Below are 26,821 nucleotides of genomic sequence, written 5' to 3'. Positions count from 1 at the left end.
GCCTAACCCATCAGTTCCTTCATCAGCTTGTCGAAGTCGGCTCGCAGCGTTGCGAGTTCCTCTTCCACACTGGCCAAACGCTGCTCCAAATCGCCCGCGGGTTTACTGTAAGCCTCGTCAGCTTCTTGTTCGACATCCGGGATCCCTGCGAAAAGATGCGCATACCTTGCTTCCTTCTGCCCAGCCCTGCGTGGCAGTTGCATCAGATACGGAGGTTCCTCGGCCGCCAGCTTTTCAAGAACCTCCTGGACTTCGTCGAGCGACTCAAACTCATACATCCTGCCCGAATTGGTATTGATCTCCCCCGGGGTTTGCGCACCGCGCAACATAAGCAGGCATATGACGGCTACCTCCGACGGGAGCACCGGAAATACGATTGCAAAGTTATGCTTATACTTTACCGAGCGGCTTGATCCGCCTGTTGCGGTCGATATAAGTCCTTTCCGCTTAAGGGCATCAAGCGTGAGCGTAACGGTTTGTTCGTCGTACTGCACTACCGGCTTCCGTGATGTTTTCTGATTACATGCTGCAGTAATGGCGTTTATGGTCATGGGATAATATTCAGGGGTGGTCCTGGCCTTTTCCATGAGCACCCCAAGCACCCTAATTTCCTCCGCGTTAAGCACGGGGAGCGTATATTTTTCTTCCATGTATGCTTATTGTTCCTGCGTTAATATTTGGTCTATGCGGCTAAGTTCCTCTGCGCTGAAGTCGAGGTTATCCAGACATTTCAGCGAGTCGGCCAACTGGCTGGCACGGCTTGCCCCGACAAGCACCGACGTGACCCGATGATCTTTCAGCAACCAGCTTAAAGCCATGTGCGCAAGCTTTTGTCCGCGGCCCTGCGCCAGCTCGTTCAAAGCCCTGATTTGCTGCAACCGGCTTGCAGTGATCTGATCCGCTTTTAAGAACCCATGCGATTTTGCCGCCCTTGAATCTTCCGGTATACCGCTCAGATATTTGTCAGTAAGCAAGCCTTGGGCTAATGGAGAAAATGGTATACATCCCACGCCTTCCCTACCTAGTACATCCAGCAAGCCGTTTTCCACCCAGCGCTCAAACATGGAGTATTTCGGCTGATGAATGAGACATGGCGTACCCAGCTCTCTAAGCAGACGGATCGCCCGCTCGGCTTCAACAGGCTGGTAATTCGATATACCTACATAGAGTGCCTTCCCTTGTCTCACAATCAGGTCGAGCGCGCTCATGGTTTCTTCTAATGGTGTATTTGGATCGGGACGATGATGATAGAATATATCCACATAGTCGAGCTCCATACGCTTAAGGCTCTGATCAAGACTGGATACCAGATACTTCTTGGAACCCCAGTCGCCATACGGCCCTTCCCACATGGTATAACCAGCTTTCGAGGAAATAATCATCTCGTCGCGATAACCTGAGAAATCGCGCTTAAGTAATTTACCAAAGTTTTCTTCGGCCGATCCCGGAGGCGGCCCGTAGTTGTTTGCAAGATCGAAATGCGTTATGCCGCAGTCGAACGCCAGGCGCAGTATCTCTGCGGAATTCTCGAGCTGGTCGACATGACCGAAGTTATGCCATAAGCCGAGCGAAATGGCAGGGAGCTTGATGCCGCTGTTACCGCAGCGGCGATAAGGCATTGATGTATATCTGGTTGATGAGGGTGTATAGTGCATGACCAAATATATGTATTAAGTACAAATTTGGAAGGTAGTTATGATTGTCAAAAACCTTTTTGATGTTATTTCGTTAGGTAATACGAGTTACGATTAATTTGATATGGGTAAAATTATACACGTTGTTGAAGATGATGATGACATCAGATTCATCATCGAATACATACTGATGGATAGCGGATACCAGGTCTTTTCGTCGGCGACAGCCACCGCTTTCTACGAGACCATGAATAATCCTAAACCCGATCTTGTGCTGCTGGATGTGATGCTGCCAGATGGAAACGGCATCGATATTTGTCGAGATATCAGACTTTCTAAAGACGCTGACCAGATTAAAGTGATTGTTATGTCGGCACACGCCGCAGAAAAAGCGGTGTTGGAGCAGGCTTGTGCAGATAGCTTTATCAGTAAACCCTTCGACCTTGACAAATTGATTACACAGGTAAAGAAACTCCTTCCGAACGACTAGCTACTTCCGACCTGCCATTTGTATCATTCGCTGCGCGAGTTCCTTGCCTAGGTAGCGATCTATGGCACCGTGTACAAGGTATAAAACCGGGGTCATGAGGATGGCGACGATAAATTTATAGGTATAGTTGACCAGGCCGATCGCAGCGACCATCTGCCAGCTCCACTGGTATTGCGGATTCAGGTAAAAAGCGATAAATATAACAACAAAGCTGTCGATAAACTGGGAAACAAGCGTAGAGCCGGTAGCCCGCAGCCACAGGTTATTTTCGCCTGTGAGGCGTTTGATCCGGTGGAAGATCAGCACATCGGCAATCTGGCCAACAATAAAGGCGATAATGGAGCCGACAATAATCCACATGCCCTGGCCGAATATCCCTGCGAAAGCGTTATTCATATTGAGCGCCTCTCCGTTAACCTGCTGGTTTACCCAGAAATCGGATGGTGTAAGCTGCATGGCGCCGCCAACTACAATAAAGGCGTACGCGATCAGCGCAGCGGTAAGCAGGGAAAGGAACCTAACCTGCCTGATGCCATAATATTCGTTGATGATGTCGGTCATGATGAAAATGAGCGGCCAGGTGAGTACGCCGGCCGACATATTGAAAGACAAATTGGGAACGCCAAGCAGGTTGATATTGAACTGACTGATGCCCAGCGAGCCTTCTACCGTAAATATTTTAACGCCGATAAATTCGGACAGGACTGCGTTGGCAACGAAGAAGCTGCCCAGCATCAGCAAAAGCCTGCTCTCTTTGGTCTTTGAACTCATACGAAGGTTGAAATTATTAAATAAATCTGATATTTTCGCCCTTACATGATATCTATACAATCGAAGCTACCCGGCGTTGGCACAACGGTGTTTACGACCATGTCTAAGCTTGCCGGGCAACATAATGCCATTAATCTTTCCCAGGGTTTTCCTGATTTTGACTGCGACCCTGCGCTGATAGAAGCGGTTAACGAGGCTATGCGCTCAGGAATGAACCAATATGCCCCTATGACGGGCTTGCCGGTGCTCCGGGAACTGATTGCCGAGAAAACTAAAAATCTGTACGGCGCCTCATATAATCCCGAAACTGAGATCACGGTAACGGCGGGCGGTACCCAGGCCATATTTACGGCGCTAAGCGCCTGCATAAGCGCGGGCGATGAGGTGATCATCTTTGAGCCGGCCTATGATGCGTATGCCCCCGCTGTGCGGCTGCTCGGCGGTTTGGTGAAGCCTTACGAGCTGGCTCCGCCAAACTATGAGATCGACTGGGATATGGTGAAAAAGCTGTTCAGCGCAAATACGCGGATGATTATTTTGAACTCCCCGCAAAATCCCTCAGGTAAAATGCTGAGTGAAGCTGACATACAGGAACTCATTAAGCTGACACGGAACACCGATGTGCTGATTCTGAGTGATGAAGTGTATGAACATATCGTTTTTGACGGGAACGTGCACGAAAGTGTTTGTCGCCACCCCGAACTGCGGGAACGTAGCTTTGTAATTGCTTCCTTTGGCAAATTACTGCATACGACCGGCTGGAAAATGGGCTACTGCCTGGCCCCTGCTGAACTCACCAAAGAGTTCAGGAAGGTGCACCAGTTTAATGTATTTAGTGTGAACACCCCAATGCAGGCCGGTGTTGCAAAATACCTCGCCAACCCGGAAAGTTACCTGGGGTTGTCAGCTTTCTTTCAGGAGAAGCGCGACCTGTTCCGGCGCCTGATGTCGGAAACTAAATTTAAATTACTACCTTGTGAGGGGTCTTACTTCCAGTGCGTTAGTTACCGGCATTTTAGTGAGGAGAAAGATACAGAGATTGCGGAGCGATTGATTACTGACTTTGGCGTGGCGTCCATCCCTGTTTCTGCATTTTATACCAAACGTACGGATCATGGTATTTTGCGCTTTTGTTTTGCGAAAAGGCAAGATACCCTGGAAAAGGCCGTTGAAAGGTTAATGAAATTATAGCCCATCTTGATATGGAACAAATCAGTAAATCCGGTATCAGCAATTTAAAGATCACTATTTTCCAGGCTTATCTTTTCTGGGAAAACGTGGATAAAAACCTCCAGAATTTAAGTCTCCGGCTCTCCATGGGCATCAAGGAAAAAACAGACCTGATTGTTTTGCCAGAGATGTTCAATACGGGCTTTAGCATGAATGCTGAGGCTCTTGCCGAAGAAATGGATGGTAAAACCATGAAATGGATGGCAGACACGGCGGTGAAGTATGATTGTGCAGTAGCGGGGAGTCTGATTATTAAAGAAGGGGGCAACTACTTTAACCGGCTGATCTGGATGTTGCCCGATGGCAGTTACAGCACGTACGATAAACGCCATTTGTTTAGTCTGGGTGGCGAAGACGCCAGATATACCCCTGGAAATGAAAAGGTGATTGTAAATCTAAAAGGCTGGAACATCCGACTGGCCATTTGCTACGATCTGCGTTTCCCGGTATGGCTGCGCAACCAAAATGGGGAGTATGATGCTCTGCTGATCATCGCCAGCTGGCCGGATAAGCGGTCGGCCCACTGGAATGCGCTGATTCCTGCGCGCGCAATAGAAAACCAGTCTTATGTGATTGCGGCTAACCGGGTGGGCCACGACGGAAATGAAATGTACCACAGCGGGCACTCCCAATGCATCGACCCGATGGGAAAAACGGTATACTACAAACCGGAGGATGAAGATCTGTACACATTCAGCATCAGCTACGAAGAGCTGATCAAGACCCGGGAAAGTTTTCCATTTCTGCAGGACGCAGACAAGTTTAAAATGTTGTAGTATGTTTGACAGAAGAAAATTTCTTAAAGCGTCGGCACTTTCTGCTGCGTTTGCTGGCGTTGGCCAGACCAAAGCCGGCAATATCGTGGCGGGTATGGCAAACGGGATTGAGCCGGTGGTGATCTCAACATGGGATTTCGGTATTCCGGCCAACCAGGCGGCATGGAAGGTGTTGTCGGCCGGGGGCAGGGCACTCGACGCTGTGGAACAGGGTGTACGCGTTCCGGAGGCAGACCCGAAGGTTCAGACGGTGGGCTACGGTGGCTTTCCTGATCGGGACGGGCGGGTAACGCTTGATTCTTGCATCATGGATGAATTCGGCAATTGCGGTTCAGTTGCGGGTATGGAACATATTATGCATCCGATCAGCGTGGCTCGCATGGTGATGGAAAAGACACCTCACGTGATGCTTGTTGGGGATGGAGCCCTGCAATTTGCGCTGGAGAATGGCTTTGAAAAGGTGAATCTCCTTACGCCTGAATCGGAAAAGGCCTGGAAAGAATGGCTTAAAACGGCGAAATACTCGCCCGTAATGAATATAGAAAACAGGTCTTATGACAAGCTTGCCCCAAAAAAACTACCGGGCAACCAGTATAATCACGATACGATAGGTATGCTGGCATTGGATGCGAAGGGCAATTTGTCGGGCGCCTGCACGACCAGTGGCATGGCGTTTAAACTTCACGGACGTGTGGGCGACAGCCCTATAATAGGTGCCGGGTTGTATGTCGATAATGAAGTTGGCGGCGCTACCTCGACGGGCGTAGGTGAAGAGGTGATCAGGAACGTGGGCAGCTTTCTGGTGGTGGAACTGATGCGACAGGGATATCCGCCGGAGGCGGCCTGTAAAGAGGCTGTGATGCGGATCATCAGAAAGAAGCCAGAAACGGCAAAGCAGATCCAGGTGGGCTTTCTGGCACTTAATAAAAAGGGCGAATATGGCGCCTATGCTATTCAAAAGGGTTTCAGTTATGCGGTTTGTAACAAACAGCGGAATGACGTGCTGGTGGACGGAAAAAGCTATTACAACTCATGATTAATATGGAGGTTTGCGCCAATTCGCTGCGTTCGGCACTTGAGGCACAGCGAGGTGGTGCAGTGCGGGTGGAGTTGTGTGACAACCTGCCTGAGGGTGGAACCACCCCCAGTTATGCGCAGATTAAACTGGCTCGGCAACTTCTGAATATCCAGGTATACCCCATTATCAGGCCGCGTGGTGGCGACTTTCTGTATACGGATCTGGAGTTTGAAATCATGAAGGAGGACATTCTTCAGTGCAAAGCACTCGGCTGCGACGGGGTTGTGATCGGGATTCTACACACGGATGCCACTGTGGATAAAGCGCGTTGTGCGGAACTCATAGGGTTAGCCGGTTCGATGGGCGTTACGTTTCACAGGGCTTTCGACATGACCAGGGACCTGGTTGAAGCCATGGAAGACATCATTGAACTGGGCTGCGAACGCATTTTGACCTCTGGTGGAAAAGCCTCTGCTGTGGAAGGAGCTGATACCATATCAGAATTGGTCCGCCTATCGGCAGGGCGGATTAGCATCATGCCTGGCGCAGGTGTTAATACAACAAATATTGCCGGGCTTATTCAGCGCACCGGCGCTCTGGAATTTCACGCATCGGCGCGGAGGCTGCAGCCTGGCGGCATGCTTTTCAGGAATGAGGGGCTGTGTATGGGGGCCGAAACAGATGAGTTTAGTTACGACCTCACCGACAGTCAGTTGGTTAGCGAACTTATCCGGCTTGCCCGCGGCGCTCAATAATTCACTGAATAATTCCACCAAAACACTATCTTTGCGCCACTGATGAAGCATATACGTAATTTCTGCATTATTGCACATATTGACCACGGCAAGAGCACTTTAGCCGATCGTTTACTGGAGTACACCAAAACCATTAGTCAGCGTGAGGCTCAGGCCCAGTTGCTGGACAACATGGATCTTGAGCGTGAACGTGGTATTACCATTAAAAGTCACGCCATCCAAATGAACTATACCGTAGATGGGCAGGAATATGTGCTGAACCTGATCGATACGCCTGGACACGTCGATTTTTCTTATGAGGTATCGCGCTCCATTGCGGCTTGCGAAGGGGCTTTGCTGATTGTAGACGCGTCTCAAGGCATACAGGCGCAAACAATATCTAACCTTTATCTTGCCCTGGAGCATGATCTGGAAATTATTCCGGTCCTGAACAAGATGGATCTTCCCGGTGCTATGCCAGAAGAGGTTAAGGATCAGATTATCGACCTGATAGGCTGCAAACGTGAGGAAATTATCCCTGCCTCGGGTAAGACCGGAATGGGCATCCCGGATATCCTTCAGGCGATCATAGATCGTGTACCTGCTCCGGTAGGTGATCCCGAAGCGCCGCTGCAGGCGCTGATTTTCGACTCGGTGTTTAACCCGTTCAGGGGGATCATCGCTTATTATAAAGTGGTGAACGGAGAGATCAAAAAGAATGACAAAGTAAAGTTCATCAACACCGGCAAACAATATATTGCTGATGAGGTAGGTATTCTTAAGCTGGATATGGCGCCGCGGAATTCGGTGAAGACCGGAGACGTAGGCTATATTATCTCGGGTATTAAGGAAGCACGCGAGGTAAAGGTTGGTGATACGATCACTACCGTAGACAGGCCATCCCCTGAATCTATACAGGGCTTTGAGGAGGTTAAGCCTATGGTATTCGCGGGGATTTATCCGGTAGATACAGACGAGTTTGAGGAACTCAGGGAGGCCATGCACAAGTTGCAGCTTAACGACGCCTCCATTGTGTTTGAACCCGAAAGTTCTGCTGCTCTTGGTTTCGGCTTCCGTTGCGGATTCTTAGGAATGCTGCATATGGAGATTATTCAGGAGCGTCTGGAGCGGGAGTTTGGAATGACGGTTATAACGACAGTACCAAACGTTTCGTACATAGCGAAGACTACCAAGGGTGTGGAGACCGTAGTAAATAATCCTTCTGATTTGCCTGACCCGAGTAAACTTGATTCTGTTGAAGAACCTTTTATCAAAGCGAACATCATTACCAAGGCAGAGTTTGTTGGACCGGTAATGTCGCTCTGTATTCAGAAAAGAGGGATTATTATCAACCAGTCTTATCTCACGTCTGACCGGGTGGAGCTGGTGTTTGAGATGCCGATGGGTGAGATCGTATTTGATTTTTATGATAAGCTCAAGACGATTTCCAGAGGCTATGCGTCGTTCGACTACCACCAGATAGGTTACCGTAAGTCGGACCTGGTACGATTGGATATGCTGCTCAATGAGGAACCTGTGGATGCTTTGTCTTCCCTGATCCACCGGAGCAATGCCTATGATTTCGGCAAGAAAATATGTGAAAAGCTGAAGGAACTGATCCCCAGACAGCAATTTGAAATAAAGATTCAGGCGTCGATCGGTGCCAAAGTTATAGCCCGGGAAACCTTAAGCGCCTTGCGTAAGGACGTTACCGCAAAATGTTATGGCGGGGATATTTCCAGAAAGCGTAAGTTGCTTGAAAAGCAGAAACAAGGTAAAAAACGTATGCGGCAGGTTGGAAACGTAGAGATTCCACAAACCGCCTTCATGGCCGTACTCAAATTAGACTAACCTAAAACCATCTCAATATATGCAGTTACTCGACGGAAAATACGTATCGGAGAAAATCAAACAGGACATTGCAGCTGAAGCCGCTGAATTTTTAACTGCAAGCGGGCGCAAGCCTCACTTGGTGGCTATATTGGTTGGTCATGATGGCGGGAGTGAAACTTATGTAGCCAGCAAGATGAAGAATTGCGAGAAGGTAGGTTTCCAGTCGACCCTGGTGCGATACGATAATTCGGTTACGGAAGCGGAACTGCTTGCGAAGGTGGAAGAAATCAATCAGGACGCTGGAGTGGATGGCTTAATTGTTCAACTGCCATTACCTAAGCATATTGATCCGGAAAAGGTTACAGAGAAAATTGATCACCGGAAAGATGTAGACGGATTCCACCCGATTAACCTGGGCCGGATGATGCGGAACCTCCCTTGTTTTATTCCCGCTACCCCTTATGGGATTATGCTTATGCTGCAGTCGTACGGTATTGATACCGTAGGCAAGCACTGCGTAGTTGTTGGAAGGAGTAATATAGTTGGAAGCCCCATGAGTATCCTGATGGGTCGCAATGCGAATCCGGGCAACTGTACCGTAACGCTTACCCACAGTAAGACGACGAATCTAAAAGAAATGTGCTTGCAGGGAGATATCCTGATTGCCGCTATCGGCAGAAAAAACTACATCACGGCAGATATGGTAAAACCTGGTGCCATCGTAATTGATGTGGGTATGAACAGGGAAACCTCAGAAACGACTAAGTCAGGTTATAAACTGTATGGTGACGTGGATTTTGAACATGTTGCACCAATATCATCGTGGATCACTCCTGTTCCCGGTGGCGTTGGCTTAATGACTATCGTCGGCCTGCTGAAAAACACGCTTGCTTCGGCGAAGAAAGAAATATACCAGTAAGCTTTGCGGGTTAGCCGAACAGCTTTCCCCAGAAGCTTTGCTCAATGCCTACAAACAAGCCTTCGGGTCTGACTTCTATCGGATATATTTTTATATAGTCGCCCTGGCCAGCCGCACCTCTACCTGTATCCAGATTATACTCCCAGCGGTGTATAGGGCAAATCAGGTGACCATTACGGCACCAGCCTCCGCTTAAGATACCTCCGGCGTGCGGACACTGGTTTTGTACAACATACAGCTGGTCCCGATGTCTGGCAAGGCATAGCTTCTTCCCGTCGATTTGTATCTGCTTTACAAACTCGCCCTCAGGGAGTTCAATATCTAACTTATGCCACTTGATCATTGGGATGCTTCTTCATTGATTGGTCATTAAAGCATGCTCAATATAGCGATTTACGTTTTGCTTGTTTTATTTTATTTAACTTTGCGCCCTCAGTTATGGCACACCACATTCCGGACGACGGCACTTGGCTTCCCTTGATGGAAGAATTTTACACGATACAAGGTGAAGGTTTTAACACTGGAAAGGCGGCGTACTTTATCCGCCTTGGCGGATGCGACGTGGGTTGCCACTGGTGTGACGTTAAGGAAAGCTGGGATGCAGAACTGCATCCGCTGACCCACGCGGATGCGATCGTTGAAAAGGCAGCCGGGTATCCAGGAAAAGCTGTGGTAATAACGGGCGGGGAACCGCTTATCTATAACTTAAATTACCTTACTTCGGAACTTCAGAAAAGAGGTATAAAGACCTTCATCGAGACTTCGGGTGCCTATCCACTGTCGGGTTACTGGGACTGGATTTGCTTGTCGCCCAAGAAATTTAAAGCGCCACGGCCTGACATTACCCCTTTTGCAAATGAGCTTAAAGTTATTGTATTTAATAAAAGCGACTTTATATGGGCAGAGCAGTATGCCGAGACCGTATCTAAGGACTGTAAGCTTTACCTGCAGCCCGAATGGTCGAAATCTAAAGTTGTGACACCCCTGATTATCGACTATGTGATGGCGAATCCTAAGTGGGAGATTTCCCTGCAAACGCATAAATATTTAAATATTCCGTAGGCATTAAGCCATTTTATAGCGATATTTATTCTGCATGTCATACCGCATTATGAATAGATGGCTATTTGGCTTATGCTTCTTCCTCTTCCCCTGTATTTCACATGCTCAGGTAACTTCAAATAAAAAAGCCCAGACTGCTTTCGATAAAGCGCAGCGATATTTAAAAGATGAAGCGTACAACCCAGCCGTTGAAAACCTTAAGTCGGCTCTCAAAGAAGACCCAGAATTCGCTTATGCCTGGCTTCAATTGGGTGACATACTGCGAAAACAAAAGCGGTATGCAGATGCTAAAGCTGCTTTTGTAAAGTATCTGCTCATAGCTAAGGTGGTGGACCCAAGGGCCTATTTCGGACTGTCGGAGGCCTGCCTCTTAACCGGGGATTACAAATATGGCCTGGAAAACATCCGCCTTTTTCTGGATCGTTACCGGGGTACGGATCCAGATTTTAAGAGGCGAGCGAACAAGTACCTGGCAGATTTTGAGTTTGCCGTGAACGCGGTGACCACTCCGCTTCCCTATTCGCCGGAGAACCTCGGCCCTGAAGTCAATTCGGAATTCCGGGACTACTTTCCGGCAATGACGGCTGATGGGACGCAATTGATTTTTAGCCGAAACGTACATAACAATGAAGATTTCTTTATCTCACGGAAGAAGGACGGGGCATGGACTGCTCCGGTTCCTTTGAGTGACCGGATCAACACTTCCGGATTTAATGAAGGGGCGCAATCCATTTCAGCTGACGGCAGATATCTGTTCTTTACGGGATGCAATCGTCCCGACGGACTCGGACGCTGCGACATTTACCTCAGCAAGAAGGAAGGCGACGCCTGGGCTGCGCCGTTCAATCTGGGTGCACCGGTAAACACCATTTACTGGGAATCACAACCAGCCGTCAGTCCGGACGGAGGAACACTGTATTTCGTGAGCAACCGGCCCGGTGGCCAGGGTGGCTATGACATCTGGAAAAGCACACTAAAGGCCGATGGATATTGGGCGGAGCCTGTGAATCTCGGTCCGGAGATCAATACCCCCTACGATGAACACACGCCCTTTATGCATGCCGATGGCAGAACGCTCTATTTCTCTTCCGACGGATGGCCCGGCTTTGGAAATAAGGATATTTTTGTGAGTCGTATGGATGCTACAGGGCGTTGGACCAAACCCGAAAACATGGGTTATCCGCTGAACACGTTCAACGAAGAGTCGGGGTTGGTGGTAATGGCGGATGGCACGGAGGGTTTATATTCTGCGGAACTGGACAGGGGTTATGGCGATATGGACATCTATAGTTTCAAAATTCCGGCGGAAAAGAAACCGGGACCAGTCACCTATGTAAAGGGCATTGTAAAGGATAAGGAAAGCGGAAAATTCGTCCAGGCGGAGGTTACGGTGGCGCGTCTATCGGATAATGTACTGCTCTTTAATGACTATACGTCGGACACAGACGGAGAATTTACAGCAGTGATGCCTTTAGGCAATGACTATGCTTTTGAGGCGGCTGCCGAGGGCTACTTATTTTTCTCAGCACACTATGCACTAAAGGAGGCCCGGGCGGGAAAACCTTTCAACGTGGAGATACTGATGGAAAGGCTGAAAGTTGGCCAGGAACTGGTGATGAAAAACATCTTCTTTGAAACGAACAAAAGCGAGCTGTTACCCGCTTCGCTTACAGAACTGAATACGCTGATCAGCTTCCTGAAAGATAATCCGGGGCTGCAGGTTGAGGTGCAAGGCCATACAGACAATGTGGGCAAACCCGAGGATAATCTTAAGTTATCGTTAGCCAGGGCGAAGTCGGTGCATAACCATCTCGTTGACAGCGGTATTCAGGCCTCGCGACTTAGCTTTAAGGGATTCGGAGAAACGGCACCTATCGCCGGAAATTCAACAGAAAAAGACAGAAGCCTTAACCGGAGAACTTCCTTTAAAATCACAGCGATGTAGTTTAGAGAGGTCCTAACCAGTTATTGCCTGGCGGATCCTAACGAGCCTTGTTAAAAGATCCTCTAAGCGATCCAAATGCAGCATATTGGCTCCGTCTGACTTAGCACAGGCAGGATCGGGATGCGTCTCGATAAACAGGCCATTCGCCCCCACTGCTATGGCTGCTTTAGCAATCGTACCAATAAGCTCGGGCCTACCGCCGGTGACCCCGCTGCTTTGATTAGGTTGCTGAAGCGAGTGCGTGCAGTCCATAACTACGGGCACACCAAAACTTTGCATTTCAGGCAGTCCGCGATAATCGACAATCAGGTCCTGATAGCCGAAGGTGTTGCCCCGGTCGGTGAGGATTACCCTATTATTACCAGCCTCAACGATCTTTTCTACAGCGAATTTCATAGAAGCGGCTGATAAAAACTGGCCCTTCTTCACATTGACGACCTTATTAGTCTGGGCCGCCGCAATGAGCAGGTCGGTTTGCCTGCACAGGAAAGCAGGAATCTGGAGCACGTCTACATAGGCCGCGGCCATAGCCGCCTCGCCACTCTCGTGAATATCGGTTACCGTCGGTATATCGAATGTCTGGCCCACTTTTTCAAGGATTCTGAGTGCCTTTTCGTCGCCTATTCCGGTAAAAGAGCTTCCCTTAGAACGGTTGGCTTTGCGGTAAGAACCTTTAAAGATATACGGGATACCTAGTTTGTCGGTGATTTCAACAATTCGATCAGCGATCTGAAGTGCCATTTCCTCCCCTTCGATGGCGCATGGACCAGCCATCAAAAAGAAATTATCCGAATTGATATGTTTTAATTTATCTAACTGAAAATTGATCATAATAACGGTAGCTAGTTACCCAGCTCTGATAAGAATTTAATGCGCATTAACTGGATCTCTTCACGTGAATAGTCGGCTTCGCCGAGCTCTTTAAGCGCCTGATCTATCGAGTCGCTCTCTGCTGATTGGAAATAGTCGAAAACTTCGTCCTGACGATCTTCATCTATTAGTTCGTCAACAAAGTATCCAAGGTTTAGTTTCGTTCCTGAGTTTACGATCGCTTCCACTTCTTTAAGTATCTCATCGTAGGTGATGCCTTTAGACCTGGCGATGTCTTCAAGACCGATTTTGCGATCGATGTTTTGAATGATAGAAACCTTCAACTGGGACTTGTTGGCCTGGGTTTTTATAATCAGATCTACTGGTCTCTCGATGTCGTTATCTTCAACGTACTTCTTGATGATCTCGAGGAAGGGTGCGCCAAATTTCAGGGCTTTACCATGCCCCACGCCCGATATTTGCTTTAATTCGTCGACAGTAACCGGAAAATGGGTGCACATTTCTTCCAGTGAAGGGTCTTGAAACACCACAAAAGGAGGTACGTTCTTTTGCTTGGCAATCTTTTTCCTGAGATCTTTAAGCAGTTGCAGCAATTGTGCGTCAAGTGCCCCAGTGCTTGGTTTTACGTCGTCATCATCATCATCGCTGGCATTCTCCAGGAGCTCGTTAAGCACAAACTTGAGGCTGTACGGATTTTCGATAAAGCTTCTTCCGAAGGCCGTCAGCCTAAGCAAGCCATAATTGTCGATATCCTTGGACAGAAAATTATTCAGCACCGCCTGGCGGACGAGTGACTTCCAATGCAGTTCACCTTCAACCTTCCCTATTCCAAACTCAGAAAGCTTGGCATGCTCGTAAGCGATTGTCTGCGCAGTTTCCTGCCCAAGTATTACATTGAGTAAATGGGCGTCGTCAAATTTCTCGCCGATCTTATCAACCAGTTTAAGTAATACCATGAGTGAGTCTTCGGCCTCAAAAAGCTTCTTAGGACGTTTGCAATTATCGCACATGCAGTTACAACCCGTTTCATTGAAGTTTTCACCGAAATAATGAAGGATCTGCTTCCTGCGGCAAACGGCAGACTCAGCATAGTCAATAACTTCCTTGAGTATCTGTGTACCGATCTCACGCTCAGAAACCGGCTTGTCTTTCATGAATTTAGCCAGCTTGTCGATATCCTTTTGGGTATAAAAGGCTATACACATCCCTTCGCCCCCGTCGCGGCCTGCCCGACCGGTTTCCTGGTAGTAGCCTTCCATGCTCTTCGGGATGTCGTGATGGATAACAAACCTCACATCGGGCTTATCTATACCCATACCGAATGCAATGGTGGCCACGATAACTTCCACGTCTTCCATCAGGAACTTATCCTGCGTCTCAGCCCGAACCTTCGGTTCCAGTCCGGCATGATACGGTAGCGCCTTGATCCCATTCAGGTTCAGCGTCTCTGCTACCTCTTCAACTTTCTTACGGCTCAAACAGTAAATGATACCAGACTTACCTGTGTTCGATTTGATGTACCGGATGATCTCTTTTATCACATCGCGCTTCGGCCTTATTTCGTAAAAGAGGTTAGGTCTGTTGAATGAAGATTTAAACAGCGTGGCGTCCGACATCTGCAGGTTTTTAATAATATCCTGCTGTACTTTCGGGGTTGCGGTAGCTGTAAGCGCTATAATTGGTATCCGATCGCCCAATCCCTGTATAACCTGCCTGATCTTTCTGTACTCCGGTCTGAAATCGTGCCCCCACTCAGAGATACAGTGCGCCTCGTCTACCGCCACGAAAGATATCCTGATCAGCTTCAAAAATTCGATATTGTCCTGTTTCGAAAGCGACTCGGGCGCTACATACAACAGTTTGGTATGGCCTGCAAGCAAATCAGTCTTAACCTGGTTGCTTTCTGCCTTGGTAAGTGAAGAGTTAAGAAAGTGGGCGATGCTGTCGTTTCCGCCAAATGCCCTGAGCTGATCAACCTGATTTTTCATAAGCGCGATCAGCGGTGAAATGACGATCGCCGTGCCCTCTTCCATCAGGGCGGGCAACTGATAACAAATGGATTTCCCCCCGCCGGTCGGCATTATTACAAAGGTATTCTTCTTCTCAAGTATGTTGGTAATTATTGATTCCTGGTCACCTTTAAAATTGTCGAAACCAAAAAAGGTTTGCAAGTTGTCAAACAACGACTTTTTCACATCCATTTCCTCTATAAAATATTCCGTGCTTTTTTTACTCAAAATAACATAATTTTGCACTAATTCATAGCATCAATATACTAATTAATTCTATTTGAAAAGTAAAAAATCAATAATTGATAACGCTGCCAATACTTTAAAGCTCGAGGCTGAAGCGATTGCTGGACTGATTGACAGGATTGATGATAGTTTTGTTAATATTATCCACCTTATCATCGAAAATGAAGGAAGAGTAGTGGTTACCGGTATTGGCAAAAGCGCAATTATTGCGCAAAAGATTGTTGCTACGTTTAACTCTACCGGAACTCCGGCGGTGTTTATGCATGCGGCCGACGCCGTTCATGGCGATCTGGGCATGATTCAGAAAAACGACATCGTTATATGCATTTCAAAAAGTGGTAACACCCCGGAGATTAAGCTGCTTGCCCCGCTGCTAAAGCAAGGCGGCAACGTACTTATTGGCATTGTGGGCAACACCGAATCAGAGTTGGCCCGCATGGCCGATTTTGTCCTGAATGCTGCAGTGAGTAAAGAGGCCTGTCCGCATAACCTTGCCCCCACCACCAGCACGACTGCTCAACTGGCCATGGGCGATGCGATTGCGGTGTGCTTACTCCATGCCCGCGGTTTTAACCGTGATGATTTTGCTAAGTATCACCCGGGCGGTTCTCTGGGCAAAAGATTGTATCTCAAGGCTGGCGATCTGGCGCTTAAGAACGAAAAACCAAGTATACATCCTTCTGCATCCGTTAAAGATGTGATTGTAGAAATTAGTCAAAACCGTTTGGGAGCAGTGGTTGTTATAGATGGCGACAATATTCTGGGTGTTATTACCGATGGGGATATCAGGCGTATGCTGGAAAAGCAGACGGACCTGACCAACTTAAAAGCGAGTGATCTGATGACAAGCACACCAAAACGGGTAGACAGGGACACCCTTGCCATTGATGCACTTAATGTCATAAAAGAAAATAATATCACACAGTTGCTGGTTACCGATCGTGAAAGATATTTTGGAATGTTACATTTACACGATCTCCTTCAGGAAGGGATCATTTAAACGAGGCGTTTTTTTTAAAACATGAACAAAAACAATTACGCATTAATCATGGCGGGCGGCGTGGGTAGCCGGTTCTGGCCAGTAAGCAGAACAGAGTATCCAAAACAGTTTATAGATTTCTTTGGCGTTGGCAAAACGCTGATCCAAAGCACGTACGATAGGTTTCTGAAAATTTGCCCAGCTGAAAATATCTTTATCGTTACCAACGAGATATACACAGACATCATAAAAAAGCAGCTTCCTGATATCGGCGACAATCAGATTCTTGCAGAACCGATTATGAGAAATACAGCTCCTTGTATCTCTTATGGGTCTACCAAGATTGCGCAACTGAACCCGGATGCGACCATTGTTGTTGCCCCCTCCGATCATACCATCACCAATCCTGAAGCATTTGTAGCGGCAATAAATCAATGTCTTGATGCGGCCTCCAAAAGTGATGTACTGATTACGCTGGGTATCAAACCGAGCAGGCCAGACACAGGCTACGGATACATTCAGTATATGGACACCCCGCTTCCGGGAGATCAGCAGATATTTAAAGTGAAGACCTTCACGGAAAAGCCCAACCTGGAGCTGGCCAAGTCCTTCCTCCAAAGCGGTGATTTCCTTTGGAATGCAGGGATTTTTATCTGGTCGGCAAAAGCGATCAACAATGCCTTCCAGCAGCATCTTCCCGAAATGCACGAGATATTTCAGCAGGGAAGTTCCATATACAACACCGAGCATGAAACTGAATTTATTGGGACAGCTTACCAGCAATGCACCAATATCTCTATTGATTTCGGCATCATGGAAAAGGCTGAGAATGTATATGTATTGCCTGCTGAATTCGGCTGGTCGGACCTGGGCACATGGGCTTCTATTTACGAAATCGCAGAACACGACTATGTTGGCAACGCCGTGATACCTGCAGAAAAAGTGATGATGTTTAACTCATCGAATTGTATGGTGAATGTACCGGAAGACAAGCTCGTGATCCTTCAGGACTTGCACGACTACATCGTAGTAGAGTCTAACAACACCCTGCTGATCTGTCCAAGGAACGCTGAGCAAAGCATCAAGCAGATCGTTGCCGACGTCAAATCGAAATTCGGGACCAAGTACATTTAACCCTGAGCGCCGCTTCAGTCAGGTTAGCCTATAAGGTTCTTTGCCTGATGGCTTCGTAGAGAATTACGCCGGCCGACACCGAAACATTCAGGGAACTGATCTCTCCCTGCATCGGTATTTTAGCGAGATGATTGGCCATCCTCATGATTTCGTTGGATATACCTTCATCTTCTGAGCCCATAACGATGGCGGTTGGCAAGGTATAGTCGGGCGCATAGATCAAATCGCTGGTCTTTTCTGTGCAGGCTACGATCTGCAGACCGCATTCCTGCAGGAACAGCGCCGTTTTATGCAGATTCTGATGACGGCATACCGGAATGCTGAACAAGGCACCAGCAGAAGTCTTAATTGCATCGGCATTGATCTGCGCAGAATTCTTAGATGGCACGACTAACGCATGAACTCCAGCACAGGCGGCTGTACGTGCAATAGCGCCCATATTTCTGACATCGGTCACCCCATCAAGGATCAGCACCAGGGGCGTTTCGCCCTTTTCATATATCGCCGGAATAATATCTTCAATCTTTTGAAAGGCAATGGCGGAGATCACTGCAATCACACCCTGGTGATTCTTTGTGGTCATCCGGTTCAGTTTTTCGACCGGCACATTATGAAGCGGTATATCTGTACCTTTTAACAGGGCCTTTAGCTCAAGAATGATCGAACCCGATAAGCCGCGCTGCATATAAATGTTTTCTACATCCTTGCCTGCTTTGATCGCCTCTATAACAGCACGGATGCCAAAAATGAACTCATTGCTCTCGCGCACGCGGCGCGGTTTACCAGTATACTCCATATGCTTGATTTCAGGCAAAAATAAGCTAAATATTTCGCTTTGCACCGAAGTGGCTTTCAAACCCCCAAACCCCCGGGCTTATCCACAGATTTTTGTTAGCAACGCATAACCCCGACGGAAAAAGTTAAGCTACTTCAAATCAAGGCAATTTGTGATGTGTATAAAAGTTGCCGCAAAGGGCCAAAATTTTGTATATTTTTGTGTCATGAGCAGCGATAACGCAAAACCGGGAACAGACAGAAATTTTACAGCGAGAAAGAACAGGTTAACAGGGTCCATGAACACCATGGGTAAACTGCCTCCGCAGGCGGTTGACCTTGAAGAGGCTGTGTTGGGCGCTTTGATGCTGGAGAAAGATGCGCTTTCCACAGTCATTGACATTCTTAAACCGGATGTGTTTTACCATGAAGCTCATAAACAGATATTTGAAGCTATTCAGGGGCTTTTCCAGAAGTCGAAGCCCGTAGATATCCTTACCGTAACGGCCGAACTGCGAAGTCTCGGCTTGCTGGAGATGGTTGGCGGCGCCTTCTATATCACAAATCTAACCAACCGTGTGGCTTCGGCAGCAAATATCGAGTACCACGCCCGGATCATTTCCCAAAAATATATCCAGCGTGAGCTGATCAGGATATCGTCCGAGATCATTCAAAACGCCTACGAAGATACCACCGACATTTTCGATTTGCTTGACCATGCAGAGAAAAACCTCTTTGATATCGCTCAGAACAACCTTCGCCGCGATACACAAAAGATGGACGAGATCATTAAGCAGTCGCTGGCCACACTTGAAGAACTCAAAAGCAAAACAGACGGGCTCACTGGTGTGCCTTCTGGCTTTACGGACCTCGATCGCATCACGGGTGGCTGGCAGCCATCAGATCTGGTCATCATCGCTGCGCGGCCTGCTATGGGTAAAACTGCGTTTGTTCTGAGTTGCGCGCGAAATGCGGCCGTCGATTTCAAGCGACCAGTAGTGGTATTCTCCCTGGAGATGTCCTCTGTACAGCTTGTGAACCGTCTCATTTCTGGTGAAACGGAGATTGAGCAGGAGAAGATCAGAAAGGGAAACCTGGCCGAATGGGAATGGCAGCAATTGCACAGTAAAATTGGCCGGCTAACCGAGGCCCCGCTTCTTATTGATGATACGCCCGCACTGAACATCTTTGAGTTCAGGGCCAAGTGCCGGCGCCTCAAGTCGCAGTACGATCTTCAGCTTATCATTATCGACTACCTGCAGCTGATGCATGGTAAAGGCGAGGGACAAGGCGGAGGTGGAAACCGTGAGCAGGAGATCGGCAGTATATCCCGTGCCCTTAAATCGGTCGCTAAAGAACTTAATGTACCTGTTCTGGCCCTATCCCAGCTCAGCCGGGCGGTGGAAAGCAGACCAGGTGCAAATGGCAAAAGGCCTATGCTGTCGGATTTGCGTGAATCGGGTTCCATAGAGCAGGATGCCGACATGGTGTTGTTTTTGTACAGGCCGGAATATTATGGCATTACCGAAGATGAGCAAGGCCGTTCACAGGCTGGCGTGGGTGAGGTAATCATTGCCAAGCACCGTAACGGTGAAACGGGCATTGTGCCTTTAAGGTTCATCGGAAAATACGTGAAGTTTGCCGACCTTGAGGAAAGCTTTGCGGCACCTAGTTCCTTCTCCATGGATTCCAGTGCGGGTATGCAGCCTTCACAGAATTTCGACCGCCCGGGAAATGTGATCATCAAGCCTTCGCGTATGGATGACATGCACGACGACGATGCGCCCTTCTGAGCTTGATTAAATTAAATAGCCCAGTAAGGCTCCTGCAAAAACGATCAAAGGCGGGCTTATCCGGGTATAATTAAGCAATAGAAAAGTTACCGTCATAATGCAGATGGCCATTACGTTCAATCCGACCGGCATAACCAGCAGGATAAACGCTGCCAGTATAAAACCAACACTTACAGCATTTATCCCAGCCAGCGAATACTTGATGTGCGTAATCTTTTTAAGGCTTTCCCAGAAAGGTACAATCAGCAGAACAAGGATCAGTCCGGGAAGATTTATACCCAGCACGGCAACCGCGCCCCCGGTGATCTGTCCGGCTAAGCCATAGCCAAAATTGCGCATCGTTAAAGTTCCTATGTAGCTGGTAAATGAAAAGGTCGGACCTGGTATTGCCTGCTGAAGGGCGAAACCAGATAAAAAACCTGAAGCGTGCAAATATTGCTTCATCTGCACGAACTCTGTAAACATAAGCGGCACAAGCACCTGACCACCGCCGAAGATAAAAATTCCGTTACGGTAAAAATTCTCGAAAAGTCTGATGGGCAGACTAAACGGCGAGGTTCTATTGATAATTGCCCCTAAAAGCGCAAAAACCAACAACACGGCAAAAAAGTAGATCAGCTTTTTGCGGTTTATGTTCGAAAACAAACTTACCCTTATTTCACTTTCTTCCTTTGGAGCCTCTAGTGCTGAAGAAATCATTCCGCCAATCAGAATTGCGATCGGAAAAACATAGGCATTGCGAAGTACCAATGTGCATATCACAGCTGATATCGCCAAAAAAATTGACACCTGTGTTTTTAAGACTCTTTTGGAGAGCGTAACAGCACCATAAGCAACAATCCCTAACGCAATAGGCTCAATAAATTTCAATATTTCGGCAAAGCTTGCTTTCTGATCGAGCCGCGCGTAACTGATGGCCGCAAATGTCATGACAGCTGCCGATGGAAGGATCCAGATCAGGAACGTGATCAGCGCGAGTTTCAGTCCCCCCACCTTGTATGCGATACCTACGAGCGTTTGTGTTGAAGCCGGCCCGGGCAGCACCTGTGCCAGCGCGTGCAGCTCCAGCAGTTCTTCTTCAGATATGTACCGGTTGGTTTTTACAAAGTAGCGCAGTAAAAGCGAGAGATGCGCCTGAGCTCCGCCAAATGCGGTGAACGTAAAAAACACCACATTCCGGAGAAATAAAAGCTGCCTTTTTTTGATCAAACCCAGTTCAGTTAGTCGTCTTCATAGTCGAGCCCCGATGCACTATTATAAGCACCTTGCAGTTCCGAAAAAGCATGCATATCACGTTTGCTCCGTGCTATAGCCATACCGCTCTGATAAATTTCTATGGCCAATTGCTTGCGGTCGTGACGTTCGTGTAATTTACCGAGATGATAATAGGTACCGACATAATCAGGATGATCGCTTAAAAGCCTGTTATAATAATCCAGCGCAGTATCGTCTTCGCCCTGCGACACATATTCCGTTGCCAGTGCGTATAAGATAAAAGGATCGTTGGGGTCAGTGTTTAAAAAATCCAATAACTTGGCTAATCGGGTGCTTTGCATTTTTTATACCTGCTTTTTTAATTAGATTTGCAAAAGAACAAATGCCTGTAAAGGCTCTATTACTTAACAAATATATAAGTATGAAAATATTAGTTTGTATCAGCAACGTGCCGGACACGACTACAAAAATAACTTTTACCAACGATAATACACAATTCAATACGGCAGGCGTACAGTTTATCGTAAACCCATACGATGAGATCGCACTTTCGAGGGCCATCGAACTTTGCGAGGGCGGCAAAGGAACCGTTACCGCGGTCACTGTTGGAGAGAGCCACACGGAGGCTACGATCAGGAAAGCACTGGCGATTGGCGCTGATGACGCGGTGCGCATCAATGCTTCACCAAGAGACGCCTATTTCACTGCTTTTCAGATCGCTGAGTTTGCAAAAACAGCCGAGTTCGACATGATCTTGTGTGGACGTGAGTCTATTGATTATAACGGATCACAGGTTGCCGCAATGATCGGTGAATTCCTGGATATACCATCCATCTCCATCATTAAGAAGCTCGATTTTGACGGTACAACAGCTACGCTGGAAAGGGAAATTGAAGGCGGGAAAGAAGTGATATCGGTTACAGGCAAATTTGTAGCAAGCTGCTCGGAAGGCACCGCAGAACCAAAGATCCCAAATATGCGCGGCATCATGTCGGCCAGAACCAAACCTCTTCAGGTTGTGGAGGCAAAGGAAGTGGAAGAACTTTCCAGGATACAGGTATTTGAAACGCCTGCACCGCGCGGCGCTGTAAAACAAATAAGCCCTGCTGAGCCTGAGAAGTTGATCGAATTTTTACATACAGAGGCAAAAGTTATTTAACCGGTGCTTCCCTTTAAAATATAAGATATGTCAGTTTTAGTATATGCAGAACATGTAGATGGCAAATTCAAGAAGTCTGTGTTTGAAGCAGTCTCTTACGCAAAAGCCATTGCAGATGACCAAAATACCCAGGTAACCGCCTTGTCAATAGGAAACGTTGACGAGAATGAATTGAAGGCGCTGGGAAGCTACGGCGCTTCAAAAGTGTTGCGCGTTAGTAATCAACAACTTCATAGTTTTGTAAACCAGGCTTACGCCTCCATTATAAGCGAAGCTGCCAAAGCTGAGAATGCCAATATCGTCATACTTTCGAACTCATTTTCCGGTAGAGGCCTCGCCCCTCGCGTGGCGGTTAAATTGAAAGCCGGACTTGTAGACGGTGCAATCGAGCTTCCGCGTACTGATAACGGAAAATTCCTGGTGAAGAAAAACGCATTTTCAGGTAAAGCCTTTGCTACGACAGAACTTCTTTCTGAGATCAAAGTGATCGCTTTGAATCCCAATGCATTTGGAGTAAGGGAATCGGCTGCTGATGTTTCGATTGAGGACTTTGAGGCTGACGTGAAAGCGACAGACCTGGGCACCGTCGTTAAAGAAATCATTCGGGCCACCGATAAGGTTTCCCTACCTGATGCGGAGATTGTGGTATCTGGCGGCCGCGGGTTAAAGGGGCCGGAAAATTGGGGTATGATTGAAGAGCTGGCTGGACTTCTGGGGGCTGCTACAGCTTGCTCCAAACCGGTGTCTGATGCAGACTGGAGACCACATTCCGAGCACGTTGGACAAACGGGTATTGCGATCAGCCCTAACCTGTACATTGCGATCGGCATTTCCGGAGCCATCCAGCATCTCGCGGGTGTCAGTTCGTCAAAAGTAATCGTTGTAATTAATAAAGACCCTGAAGCACCGTTTTTCAAGGTGGCCGACTACGGTATAGTGGGCGATGCCTTTGAGGTTGTGCCAAAATTAATAGAGGCGTTAAAGGCATATAAATCTTAATGAAAAAAGTAAAATTAGACATCGTCGGATTATCTTACAGCCAAACGCAGTCGGGCGCCTATGCTCTTGTTCTTGGCGAAGTAAACGGCAGGCGCAGGCTTCCTATTATTATTGGTGCATTTGAGGCCCAGGCCATTGCCATAGAAATTGAAAAGATGACGCCTAGCCGGCCGCTTACGCACGATCTGTTCAAGACCTTCGCGCAAACCTATAACATACAGATCCAGGAAGTACTTATTTATAATCTGGTGGAGGGCGTGTTCTTCGCAAAACTCATTTGCACGGACGGAAACGTAACCCAGGAAATTGACGCCAGGACTTCTGATGCCATTGCATTGGCAGTGCGTTTCAATGCGGCGATTTACACCTACGAATTCATCCTCTCTTCGGCGGGTATTGTGATAGAGGGCAATGACCTGCTTTTTCTGGAAAATATGGACAACATCCCGAAAGAAGAAGGCACAGAAGATATCACAACCTCTATACCTGGTTCCGGATACAAATCGCTGACTACAGAAGAACTTCAGCAAAAACTTCAGGAAGCAATTGCAGAAGAAGCCTATGAAAAGGCTGCGAGAATAAGGGACGAATTAAACAAACGAAACCAGGCATAAATTTATTGCTAAATAAAAAAGCCCTTGCTTATCGTTTAAGCAAGGGCTTTTTTATTTAGTGCGCAATGATCAGCGCTTTGAGATCTCTGTAAACTCGCGATTGGTGTGACCTACGTATACCTGACGCGGGCGGCCAATCGGCTCTTTGTTTTCGTGCATTTCTTTCCATTGTGCGATCCAGCCCGGGAGCCTGCCCAAAGCAAATAATACCGTAAACATATCGGTCGGGAAACCCAATGCTCGATAAATAATACCTGAGTAAAAGTCTACGTTCGGATACAGCTTGCGTTCAATGAAATACGGATCACTTAGTGCAGCTTCTTCCAGCTTCTTTGCAATTTCCAGCACAGGATCGTCGATACCCAGCTTTCCGAGAATATCGTCGCAGGCCTTCTTAATGATCTTAGCTCTTGGGTCAAAGTTCTTGTATACTCGGTGACCGAAGCCCATCATGCGGAAAGGGTCATTTTTATCTTTCGCCTTGTTGATCCATTTCTCTGTATCCCCGCCATCATCCTTGATACGCTCAAGCATTTCAATCACGGCCTGGTTTGCCCCACCATGCAAAGGCCCCCAAAGTGCAGAAATACCTGCAGAAACCGATGCATACAGATTACAATCAGAAGAACCCACAATGCGAACGGTAGATGCCGAACAGTTTTGTTCGTGATCAGCATGGAGTATCAGCAAAGTATTCATTGCGCTCACCACAACCGGATCAATTTCAATCTCTTCGGTACGCTGACCGAAGATCATGTTCAAGAAATTGCTCACATAGTCGTACTTGTTTTTCGGATAAATCCAAGGGTGACCGAGCGACTTTTTGTAAATGAAGGAAACGATGGTAGGAAACTTCGCCAAAAGCTTGATCATGGTCTGATCCATCATCTCAGGAGTGGAATTCGCGTTAAGCGATTCCGGATAAAATGTAGACAAAGAACAAACCAGCGATGCCAGCTGAGCCATGGGGTGCGACTTAGAAGGATATCCGTCGAGGAACTTCTTCATGTCTTCATGTATAAGCGTATGTTTGCTGATCTCAGCCTGGAAATTACGGAGTTCTTCTGCTTTCGGAAGTTCCCCGTAAATCAGCAGATAAGCTACTTCCAAGAAAGTAGATTTCTCGGCAAGTACTTCAATAGGATACCCGCGGTATTTCAGTATGCCCTTCTCTCCGTCCAAAAAAGTAATGGCACTTTTCGTAGAGCCCGTGTTTTTAAAGCCGAAATCCAGGGTCACATGACCCGTGAGGTCTCTAAGCTTCGATATATCAATAGCCTTCTCCCCTTCGGTACCTGTAATAACCGGGAATTCGTAAACCTTCCCATCGATCTTAATCTCTGCGATTTCTGACATATGTACTTATAATATTATAATAACAAAACTAACTATTTCTTCGCTTTAATTTCTTCCACTACGGAACCGCATTCCATCATCTCATCACCATAATACGGATTACGTATGTTCTTCTCCGAGGCGAGCCAGTCGCCACCCTCCCCGCTATTGGCCATAGGGCAATGCTGCACATATATTTCACCTTTGCTCAGGCTGGCGTGTTTAAATAAGGCGATCAGATCAGTGCTTAATGCGGTAAATTGTTTTCTTTGGGCAGCCAGATCCGGCGCCTTACTGATTTGATCCGCAAGCAGGGCAGTACTCTCACAGCCTTCACGCTTTTCCAAACCAGCCTTAAGGCTTTGGGCAGCGGTCTTTGCCTCTTCAAAACCCGATGCCACCAATGCATTTTTCAGCGAAATGTAGCCGTCATAGATATCCTGGTCCACCGCTTCAGTCAGCTCGACTTCAGTACCCGTTTTTACATCAGCCTTGCCGGCAGATGTCTCATGATCTTTCTGAGCATTCGTACAGGATAAAGTGACCACTAAAAAGGCGAAGGCTATATACTTTTTCATTCCGTTCAAATTTTATTGGTAAATATTCAGTTTCCAGGTCCTAACCCGGCGTTTTCATCGTTTGGGGTAAATTAGCATTTTAATTTAAATAAATAAAAAGCCCCTGACTTTTCAGGGGCTTTTTTTCAAAATATCGCTTTTAGATGATTAAAATCTGATTAGAATTATAATCTGAAGCCATAAGCGATTCTAAATGCTACCTGTCCAATGCCTCCGCCGTCAAACTCAGCCCCTTCATAACGCAAGCCAAGATCTAAACCGTTATCAAAGGCATAACCCACTCCTGGAGCCCAAAGAAACGCAGTGCTGCCGTTGTCTTCTGTCGAGAAACCTGCACCCAGTTCACCTGAAAAGTATGCGCTTTCTGCAAAGAAAATTTTGGCACCAGCCTTTACCGGGATAAATCCAAGGCTACCGCCTCCGAAGTCATCTTTCACCGAGAAGTTGGTGTAACCAGCAGACAGCATACCAGAGATATTGGCGCTAAAATCTTTCTGTAAACGAAGATCGCCTCCAAGTGCTACACTATAAGCGTCTTTTGTAGGATAACCGGCACTAAAGCCGATACCCAGACGTGTAGCCCTTGAATCGCCAGACTGTGCGTTAACATTTGTTGTGAAGAATAAAGCCACTGCAGCTACTGCGGAAGCTAAAAATTTAGTCGATTTTTTCATGTTGTTCGTCATTTAATTTAAATAATAGCGGCATTTAAGCGTGCCGACTGTCTAAATGCAAAACACATG

At 47.4% G+C, this 26,821-nt stretch carries 27 protein-coding genes; 15 read left to right on the top strand and 12 right to left on the bottom strand.

Annotation, left to right across the window (positions count from 1 at the left end; genetic code table 11):
* Positions 1-2 precede the first annotated feature (2 nt).
* A complete protein-coding gene (locus QEP07_RS01325; protein WP_285008166.1) occupies positions 3-650 on the bottom strand; it encodes a YceH family protein in 648 nt (215 codons plus the stop codon).
* A gap of 6 nt (positions 651-656) precedes the next feature.
* Positions 657-1,655: an L-glyceraldehyde 3-phosphate reductase gene (gene mgrA / locus QEP07_RS01320; RefSeq protein WP_285008165.1), complete on the bottom strand. Its 999-nt coding sequence runs from the start codon at positions 1,653-1,655 to the stop codon at positions 657-659.
* Between the two features lie 103 nt (positions 1,656-1,758).
* Between mgrA and QEP07_RS01315 the strand changes: the two genes are divergently transcribed.
* Complete coding sequence (locus tag QEP07_RS01315; RefSeq protein ID WP_256006366.1) at positions 1,759-2,124, top strand: response regulator transcription factor; 366 nt, start codon at positions 1,759-1,761, stop codon at positions 2,122-2,124.
* Here QEP07_RS01315 and QEP07_RS01310 read toward each other — a convergent pair whose 3' ends face one another.
* Positions 2,125-2,895 carry a queuosine precursor transporter gene (locus QEP07_RS01310; protein WP_285008164.1) on the bottom strand — a complete coding sequence of 257 codons (771 nt, stop codon included), beginning with the start codon at positions 2,893-2,895 and terminating at the stop codon, positions 2,125-2,127. It abuts the gene before it with no gap.
* Positions 2,896-2,940: 45 nt separating this feature from the next.
* Between QEP07_RS01310 and QEP07_RS01305 the strand changes: the two genes are divergently transcribed.
* The 6 genes from QEP07_RS01305 to QEP07_RS01280 are packed head-to-tail and all read left to right on the top strand — an operon-like array spanning position 2,941 to position 9,405.
* The gene (locus QEP07_RS01305) at positions 2,941-4,086 is read left to right on the top strand and encodes a methionine aminotransferase (protein ID WP_285008163.1); all 1,146 of its coding nucleotides are present in this window, start codon (positions 2,941-2,943) and stop codon (positions 4,084-4,086) included.
* Positions 4,087-4,097: 11 nt separating this feature from the next.
* Positions 4,098-4,901 (top strand): nitrilase family protein, encoded by an 804-nt coding sequence (locus QEP07_RS01300; RefSeq protein ID WP_285008162.1) that lies wholly within the window; start codon positions 4,098-4,100, stop codon positions 4,899-4,901.
* 1 nt (position 4,902) lies between these two features.
* Positions 4,903-5,937 carry a glycosylasparaginase gene (locus QEP07_RS01295; RefSeq protein WP_285008161.1) on the top strand — a complete coding sequence of 345 codons (1,035 nt, stop codon included), beginning with the start codon at positions 4,903-4,905 and terminating at the stop codon, positions 5,935-5,937.
* The gene (locus QEP07_RS01290; RefSeq protein WP_285008160.1) at positions 5,934-6,674 is read left to right on the top strand and encodes a copper homeostasis protein CutC; all 741 of its coding nucleotides are present in this window, start codon (positions 5,934-5,936) and stop codon (positions 6,672-6,674) included. Before QEP07_RS01295 ends, QEP07_RS01290 begins: the two co-directional genes overlap by 4 nt.
* A 42-nt stretch (positions 6,675-6,716) precedes the next feature.
* Entirely contained in the window at positions 6,717-8,504 is a 1,788-nt protein-coding gene (gene lepA, locus QEP07_RS01285; RefSeq protein WP_256006382.1) for a translation elongation factor 4, read from the top strand.
* Between the two features lie 19 nt (positions 8,505-8,523).
* Positions 8,524-9,405: a bifunctional 5,10-methylenetetrahydrofolate dehydrogenase/5,10-methenyltetrahydrofolate cyclohydrolase gene (locus tag QEP07_RS01280; protein ID WP_285008159.1), complete on the top strand. Its 882-nt coding sequence runs from the start codon at positions 8,524-8,526 to the stop codon at positions 9,403-9,405.
* A 10-nt stretch (positions 9,406-9,415) separates the two neighbouring features.
* Here QEP07_RS01280 and QEP07_RS01275 read toward each other — a convergent pair whose 3' ends face one another.
* A complete protein-coding gene (locus QEP07_RS01275) occupies positions 9,416-9,748 on the bottom strand; it encodes a Rieske (2Fe-2S) protein (protein WP_285008158.1) in 333 nt (110 codons plus the stop codon).
* 95 nt (positions 9,749-9,843) lie between these two features.
* Here QEP07_RS01275 and QEP07_RS01270 point away from each other — a divergent pair, with 95 nt between their 5' ends.
* Both QEP07_RS01270 and QEP07_RS01265 read left to right on the top strand, forming a co-directional pair.
* Positions 9,844-10,467, top strand: a complete 624-nt coding sequence (locus tag QEP07_RS01270) for a 7-carboxy-7-deazaguanine synthase QueE (protein ID WP_256006389.1) — start codon at positions 9,844-9,846, stop codon at positions 10,465-10,467.
* Between the two features lie 49 nt (positions 10,468-10,516).
* Positions 10,517-12,412 (top strand): OmpA family protein, encoded by a 1,896-nt coding sequence (locus QEP07_RS01265; protein ID WP_285008157.1) that lies wholly within the window; start codon positions 10,517-10,519, stop codon positions 12,410-12,412.
* A 12-nt stretch (positions 12,413-12,424) separates the two neighbouring features.
* Here QEP07_RS01265 and kdsA read toward each other — a convergent pair whose 3' ends face one another.
* Both kdsA and recQ read right to left on the bottom strand, forming a co-directional pair.
* Positions 12,425-13,243: a 3-deoxy-8-phosphooctulonate synthase gene (kdsA, locus tag QEP07_RS01260; protein WP_285008156.1), complete on the bottom strand. Its 819-nt coding sequence runs from the start codon at positions 13,241-13,243 to the stop codon at positions 12,425-12,427.
* 11 nt (positions 13,244-13,254) lie between these two features.
* Entirely contained in the window at positions 13,255-15,444 is a 2,190-nt protein-coding gene (gene recQ / locus QEP07_RS01255) for a DNA helicase RecQ (RefSeq protein WP_285010718.1), read from the bottom strand.
* An 88-nt stretch (positions 15,445-15,532) separates the two neighbouring features.
* Between recQ and QEP07_RS01250 the strand changes: the two genes are divergently transcribed.
* Both QEP07_RS01250 and QEP07_RS01245 read left to right on the top strand, forming a co-directional pair.
* The gene (locus tag QEP07_RS01250; protein ID WP_285008155.1) at positions 15,533-16,498 is read left to right on the top strand and encodes a KpsF/GutQ family sugar-phosphate isomerase; all 966 of its coding nucleotides are present in this window, start codon (positions 15,533-15,535) and stop codon (positions 16,496-16,498) included.
* A 21-nt stretch (positions 16,499-16,519) separates the two neighbouring features.
* Positions 16,520-17,611, top strand: a complete 1,092-nt coding sequence (locus tag QEP07_RS01245; protein WP_256006398.1) for a mannose-1-phosphate guanylyltransferase — start codon at positions 16,520-16,522, stop codon at positions 17,609-17,611.
* A 28-nt stretch (positions 17,612-17,639) separates the two neighbouring features.
* Here QEP07_RS01245 and rlmB read toward each other — a convergent pair whose 3' ends face one another.
* Complete coding sequence (gene rlmB, locus QEP07_RS01240) at positions 17,640-18,407, bottom strand: 23S rRNA (guanosine(2251)-2'-O)-methyltransferase RlmB (RefSeq protein WP_285008154.1); 768 nt, start codon at positions 18,405-18,407, stop codon at positions 17,640-17,642.
* A 205-nt stretch (positions 18,408-18,612) separates the two neighbouring features.
* Here rlmB and dnaB point away from each other — a divergent pair, with 205 nt between their 5' ends.
* Positions 18,613-20,178, top strand: coding sequence for a replicative DNA helicase (dnaB, locus tag QEP07_RS01235; RefSeq protein WP_285008153.1), 1,566 nt, complete (start codon positions 18,613-18,615; stop codon positions 20,176-20,178).
* A 6-nt stretch (positions 20,179-20,184) separates the two neighbouring features.
* Here dnaB and chrA read toward each other — a convergent pair whose 3' ends face one another.
* Both chrA and QEP07_RS01225 read right to left on the bottom strand, forming a co-directional pair.
* Entirely contained in the window at positions 20,185-21,387 is a 1,203-nt protein-coding gene (gene chrA, locus QEP07_RS01230) for a chromate efflux transporter (protein WP_285008152.1), read from the bottom strand.
* An 11-nt stretch (positions 21,388-21,398) separates the two neighbouring features.
* Positions 21,399-21,734 (bottom strand): tetratricopeptide repeat protein, encoded by a 336-nt coding sequence (locus tag QEP07_RS01225; protein ID WP_256006406.1) that lies wholly within the window; start codon positions 21,732-21,734, stop codon positions 21,399-21,401.
* Between the two features lie 80 nt (positions 21,735-21,814).
* On the opposite strand from QEP07_RS01225, the gene QEP07_RS01220 reads away from it, so the two are divergent.
* Genes QEP07_RS01220 through QEP07_RS01210 form a run of 3 tightly spaced genes read left to right on the top strand, consistent with a single transcriptional unit; the run spans position 21,815 to position 24,165 of the window.
* Positions 21,815-22,552, top strand: coding sequence for an electron transfer flavoprotein subunit beta/FixA family protein (locus tag QEP07_RS01220; protein ID WP_285008151.1), 738 nt, complete (start codon positions 21,815-21,817; stop codon positions 22,550-22,552).
* Between the two features lie 27 nt (positions 22,553-22,579).
* On the top strand, positions 22,580-23,551 hold the full coding sequence (locus tag QEP07_RS01215; RefSeq protein WP_285008150.1) for an electron transfer flavoprotein subunit alpha/FixB family protein: 972 nt from the start codon (positions 22,580-22,582) through the stop codon (positions 23,549-23,551).
* Positions 23,551-24,165: a bifunctional nuclease family protein gene (locus QEP07_RS01210; protein WP_256006411.1), complete on the top strand. Its 615-nt coding sequence runs from the start codon at positions 23,551-23,553 to the stop codon at positions 24,163-24,165. Before QEP07_RS01215 ends, QEP07_RS01210 begins: the two co-directional genes overlap by 1 nt.
* 69 nt (positions 24,166-24,234) lie before the next feature.
* On the opposite strand, the gene QEP07_RS01205 is transcribed toward QEP07_RS01210, so the two are convergent.
* The 3 genes from QEP07_RS01205 to QEP07_RS01195 form a co-directional block, all read right to left on the bottom strand.
* Positions 24,235-25,521 (bottom strand): citrate synthase, encoded by a 1,287-nt coding sequence (locus tag QEP07_RS01205; RefSeq protein WP_256006413.1) that lies wholly within the window; start codon positions 25,519-25,521, stop codon positions 24,235-24,237.
* Between the two features lie 32 nt (positions 25,522-25,553).
* A complete protein-coding gene (locus tag QEP07_RS01200; protein WP_285008149.1) occupies positions 25,554-26,078 on the bottom strand; it encodes a DUF3347 domain-containing protein in 525 nt (174 codons plus the stop codon).
* A 164-nt stretch (positions 26,079-26,242) separates the two neighbouring features.
* Complete coding sequence (locus tag QEP07_RS01195) at positions 26,243-26,752, bottom strand: hypothetical protein (protein ID WP_256006416.1); 510 nt, start codon at positions 26,750-26,752, stop codon at positions 26,243-26,245.
* Between the last annotated feature and the right edge of the window lie 69 nt (positions 26,753-26,821).

Origin of the sequence: Pedobacter faecalis (genome assembly GCF_030182585.1) — a bacterium.
Taxonomy (GTDB): domain Bacteria; phylum Bacteroidota; class Bacteroidia; order Sphingobacteriales; family Sphingobacteriaceae; genus Pedobacter; species Pedobacter faecalis.
Note: the sequence above shows the minus strand (reverse complement) of the source record. Positions and strands in the feature narration are given on the sequence as shown.

Excerpts from the sequence above, each read along its gene's own strand:
- QEP07_RS01325 (WP_285008166.1), bottom strand. The coding sequence starts at position 650 with ATGGAAGAAAAATATACGCTCCCCGTGCTTAACGCGGAGGAAATTAGG.
- mgrA (WP_285008165.1), bottom strand. The coding sequence starts at position 1,655 with ATGCACTATACACCCTCATCAACCAGATATACATCAATGCCTTATCGC.
- QEP07_RS01315 (WP_256006366.1), top strand. The coding sequence starts at position 1,759 with ATGGGTAAAATTATACACGTTGTTGAAGATGATGATGACATCAGATTC.
- QEP07_RS01310 (WP_285008164.1), bottom strand. The coding sequence starts at position 2,895 with ATGAGTTCAAAGACCAAAGAGAGCAGGCTTTTGCTGATGCTGGGCAGC.
- QEP07_RS01305 (WP_285008163.1), top strand. The coding sequence starts at position 2,941 with ATGATATCTATACAATCGAAGCTACCCGGCGTTGGCACAACGGTGTTT.
- QEP07_RS01300 (WP_285008162.1), top strand. The coding sequence starts at position 4,098 with ATGGAACAAATCAGTAAATCCGGTATCAGCAATTTAAAGATCACTATT.
- QEP07_RS01295 (WP_285008161.1), top strand. The coding sequence starts at position 4,903 with ATGTTTGACAGAAGAAAATTTCTTAAAGCGTCGGCACTTTCTGCTGCG.
- QEP07_RS01290 (WP_285008160.1), top strand. The coding sequence starts at position 5,934 with ATGATTAATATGGAGGTTTGCGCCAATTCGCTGCGTTCGGCACTTGAG.
- lepA (WP_256006382.1), top strand. The coding sequence starts at position 6,717 with ATGAAGCATATACGTAATTTCTGCATTATTGCACATATTGACCACGGC.
- QEP07_RS01280 (WP_285008159.1), top strand. The coding sequence starts at position 8,524 with ATGCAGTTACTCGACGGAAAATACGTATCGGAGAAAATCAAACAGGAC.
- QEP07_RS01275 (WP_285008158.1), bottom strand. The coding sequence starts at position 9,748 with ATGATCAAGTGGCATAAGTTAGATATTGAACTCCCTGAGGGCGAGTTT.
- QEP07_RS01270 (WP_256006389.1), top strand. The coding sequence starts at position 9,844 with ATGGCACACCACATTCCGGACGACGGCACTTGGCTTCCCTTGATGGAA.
- QEP07_RS01265 (WP_285008157.1), top strand. The coding sequence starts at position 10,517 with ATGAATAGATGGCTATTTGGCTTATGCTTCTTCCTCTTCCCCTGTATT.
- kdsA (WP_285008156.1), bottom strand. The coding sequence starts at position 13,243 with ATGATCAATTTTCAGTTAGATAAATTAAAACATATCAATTCGGATAAT.
- recQ (WP_285010718.1), bottom strand. The coding sequence starts at position 15,444 with ATGGATGTGAAAAAGTCGTTGTTTGACAACTTGCAAACCTTTTTTGGT.
- QEP07_RS01245 (WP_256006398.1), top strand. The coding sequence starts at position 16,520 with ATGAACAAAAACAATTACGCATTAATCATGGCGGGCGGCGTGGGTAGC.
- rlmB (WP_285008154.1), bottom strand. The coding sequence starts at position 18,407 with ATGGAGTATACTGGTAAACCGCGCCGCGTGCGCGAGAGCAATGAGTTC.
- dnaB (WP_285008153.1), top strand. The coding sequence starts at position 18,613 with ATGAGCAGCGATAACGCAAAACCGGGAACAGACAGAAATTTTACAGCG.
- QEP07_RS01225 (WP_256006406.1), bottom strand. The coding sequence starts at position 21,734 with ATGCAAAGCACCCGATTAGCCAAGTTATTGGATTTTTTAAACACTGAC.
- QEP07_RS01220 (WP_285008151.1), top strand. The coding sequence starts at position 21,815 with ATGAAAATATTAGTTTGTATCAGCAACGTGCCGGACACGACTACAAAA.
- QEP07_RS01215 (WP_285008150.1), top strand. The coding sequence starts at position 22,580 with ATGTCAGTTTTAGTATATGCAGAACATGTAGATGGCAAATTCAAGAAG.
- QEP07_RS01210 (WP_256006411.1), top strand. The coding sequence starts at position 23,551 with ATGAAAAAAGTAAAATTAGACATCGTCGGATTATCTTACAGCCAAACG.
- QEP07_RS01205 (WP_256006413.1), bottom strand. The coding sequence starts at position 25,521 with ATGTCAGAAATCGCAGAGATTAAGATCGATGGGAAGGTTTACGAATTC.
- QEP07_RS01200 (WP_285008149.1), bottom strand. The coding sequence starts at position 26,078 with ATGAAAAAGTATATAGCCTTCGCCTTTTTAGTGGTCACTTTATCCTGT.
- QEP07_RS01195 (WP_256006416.1), bottom strand. The coding sequence starts at position 26,752 with ATGAAAAAATCGACTAAATTTTTAGCTTCCGCAGTAGCTGCAGTGGCT.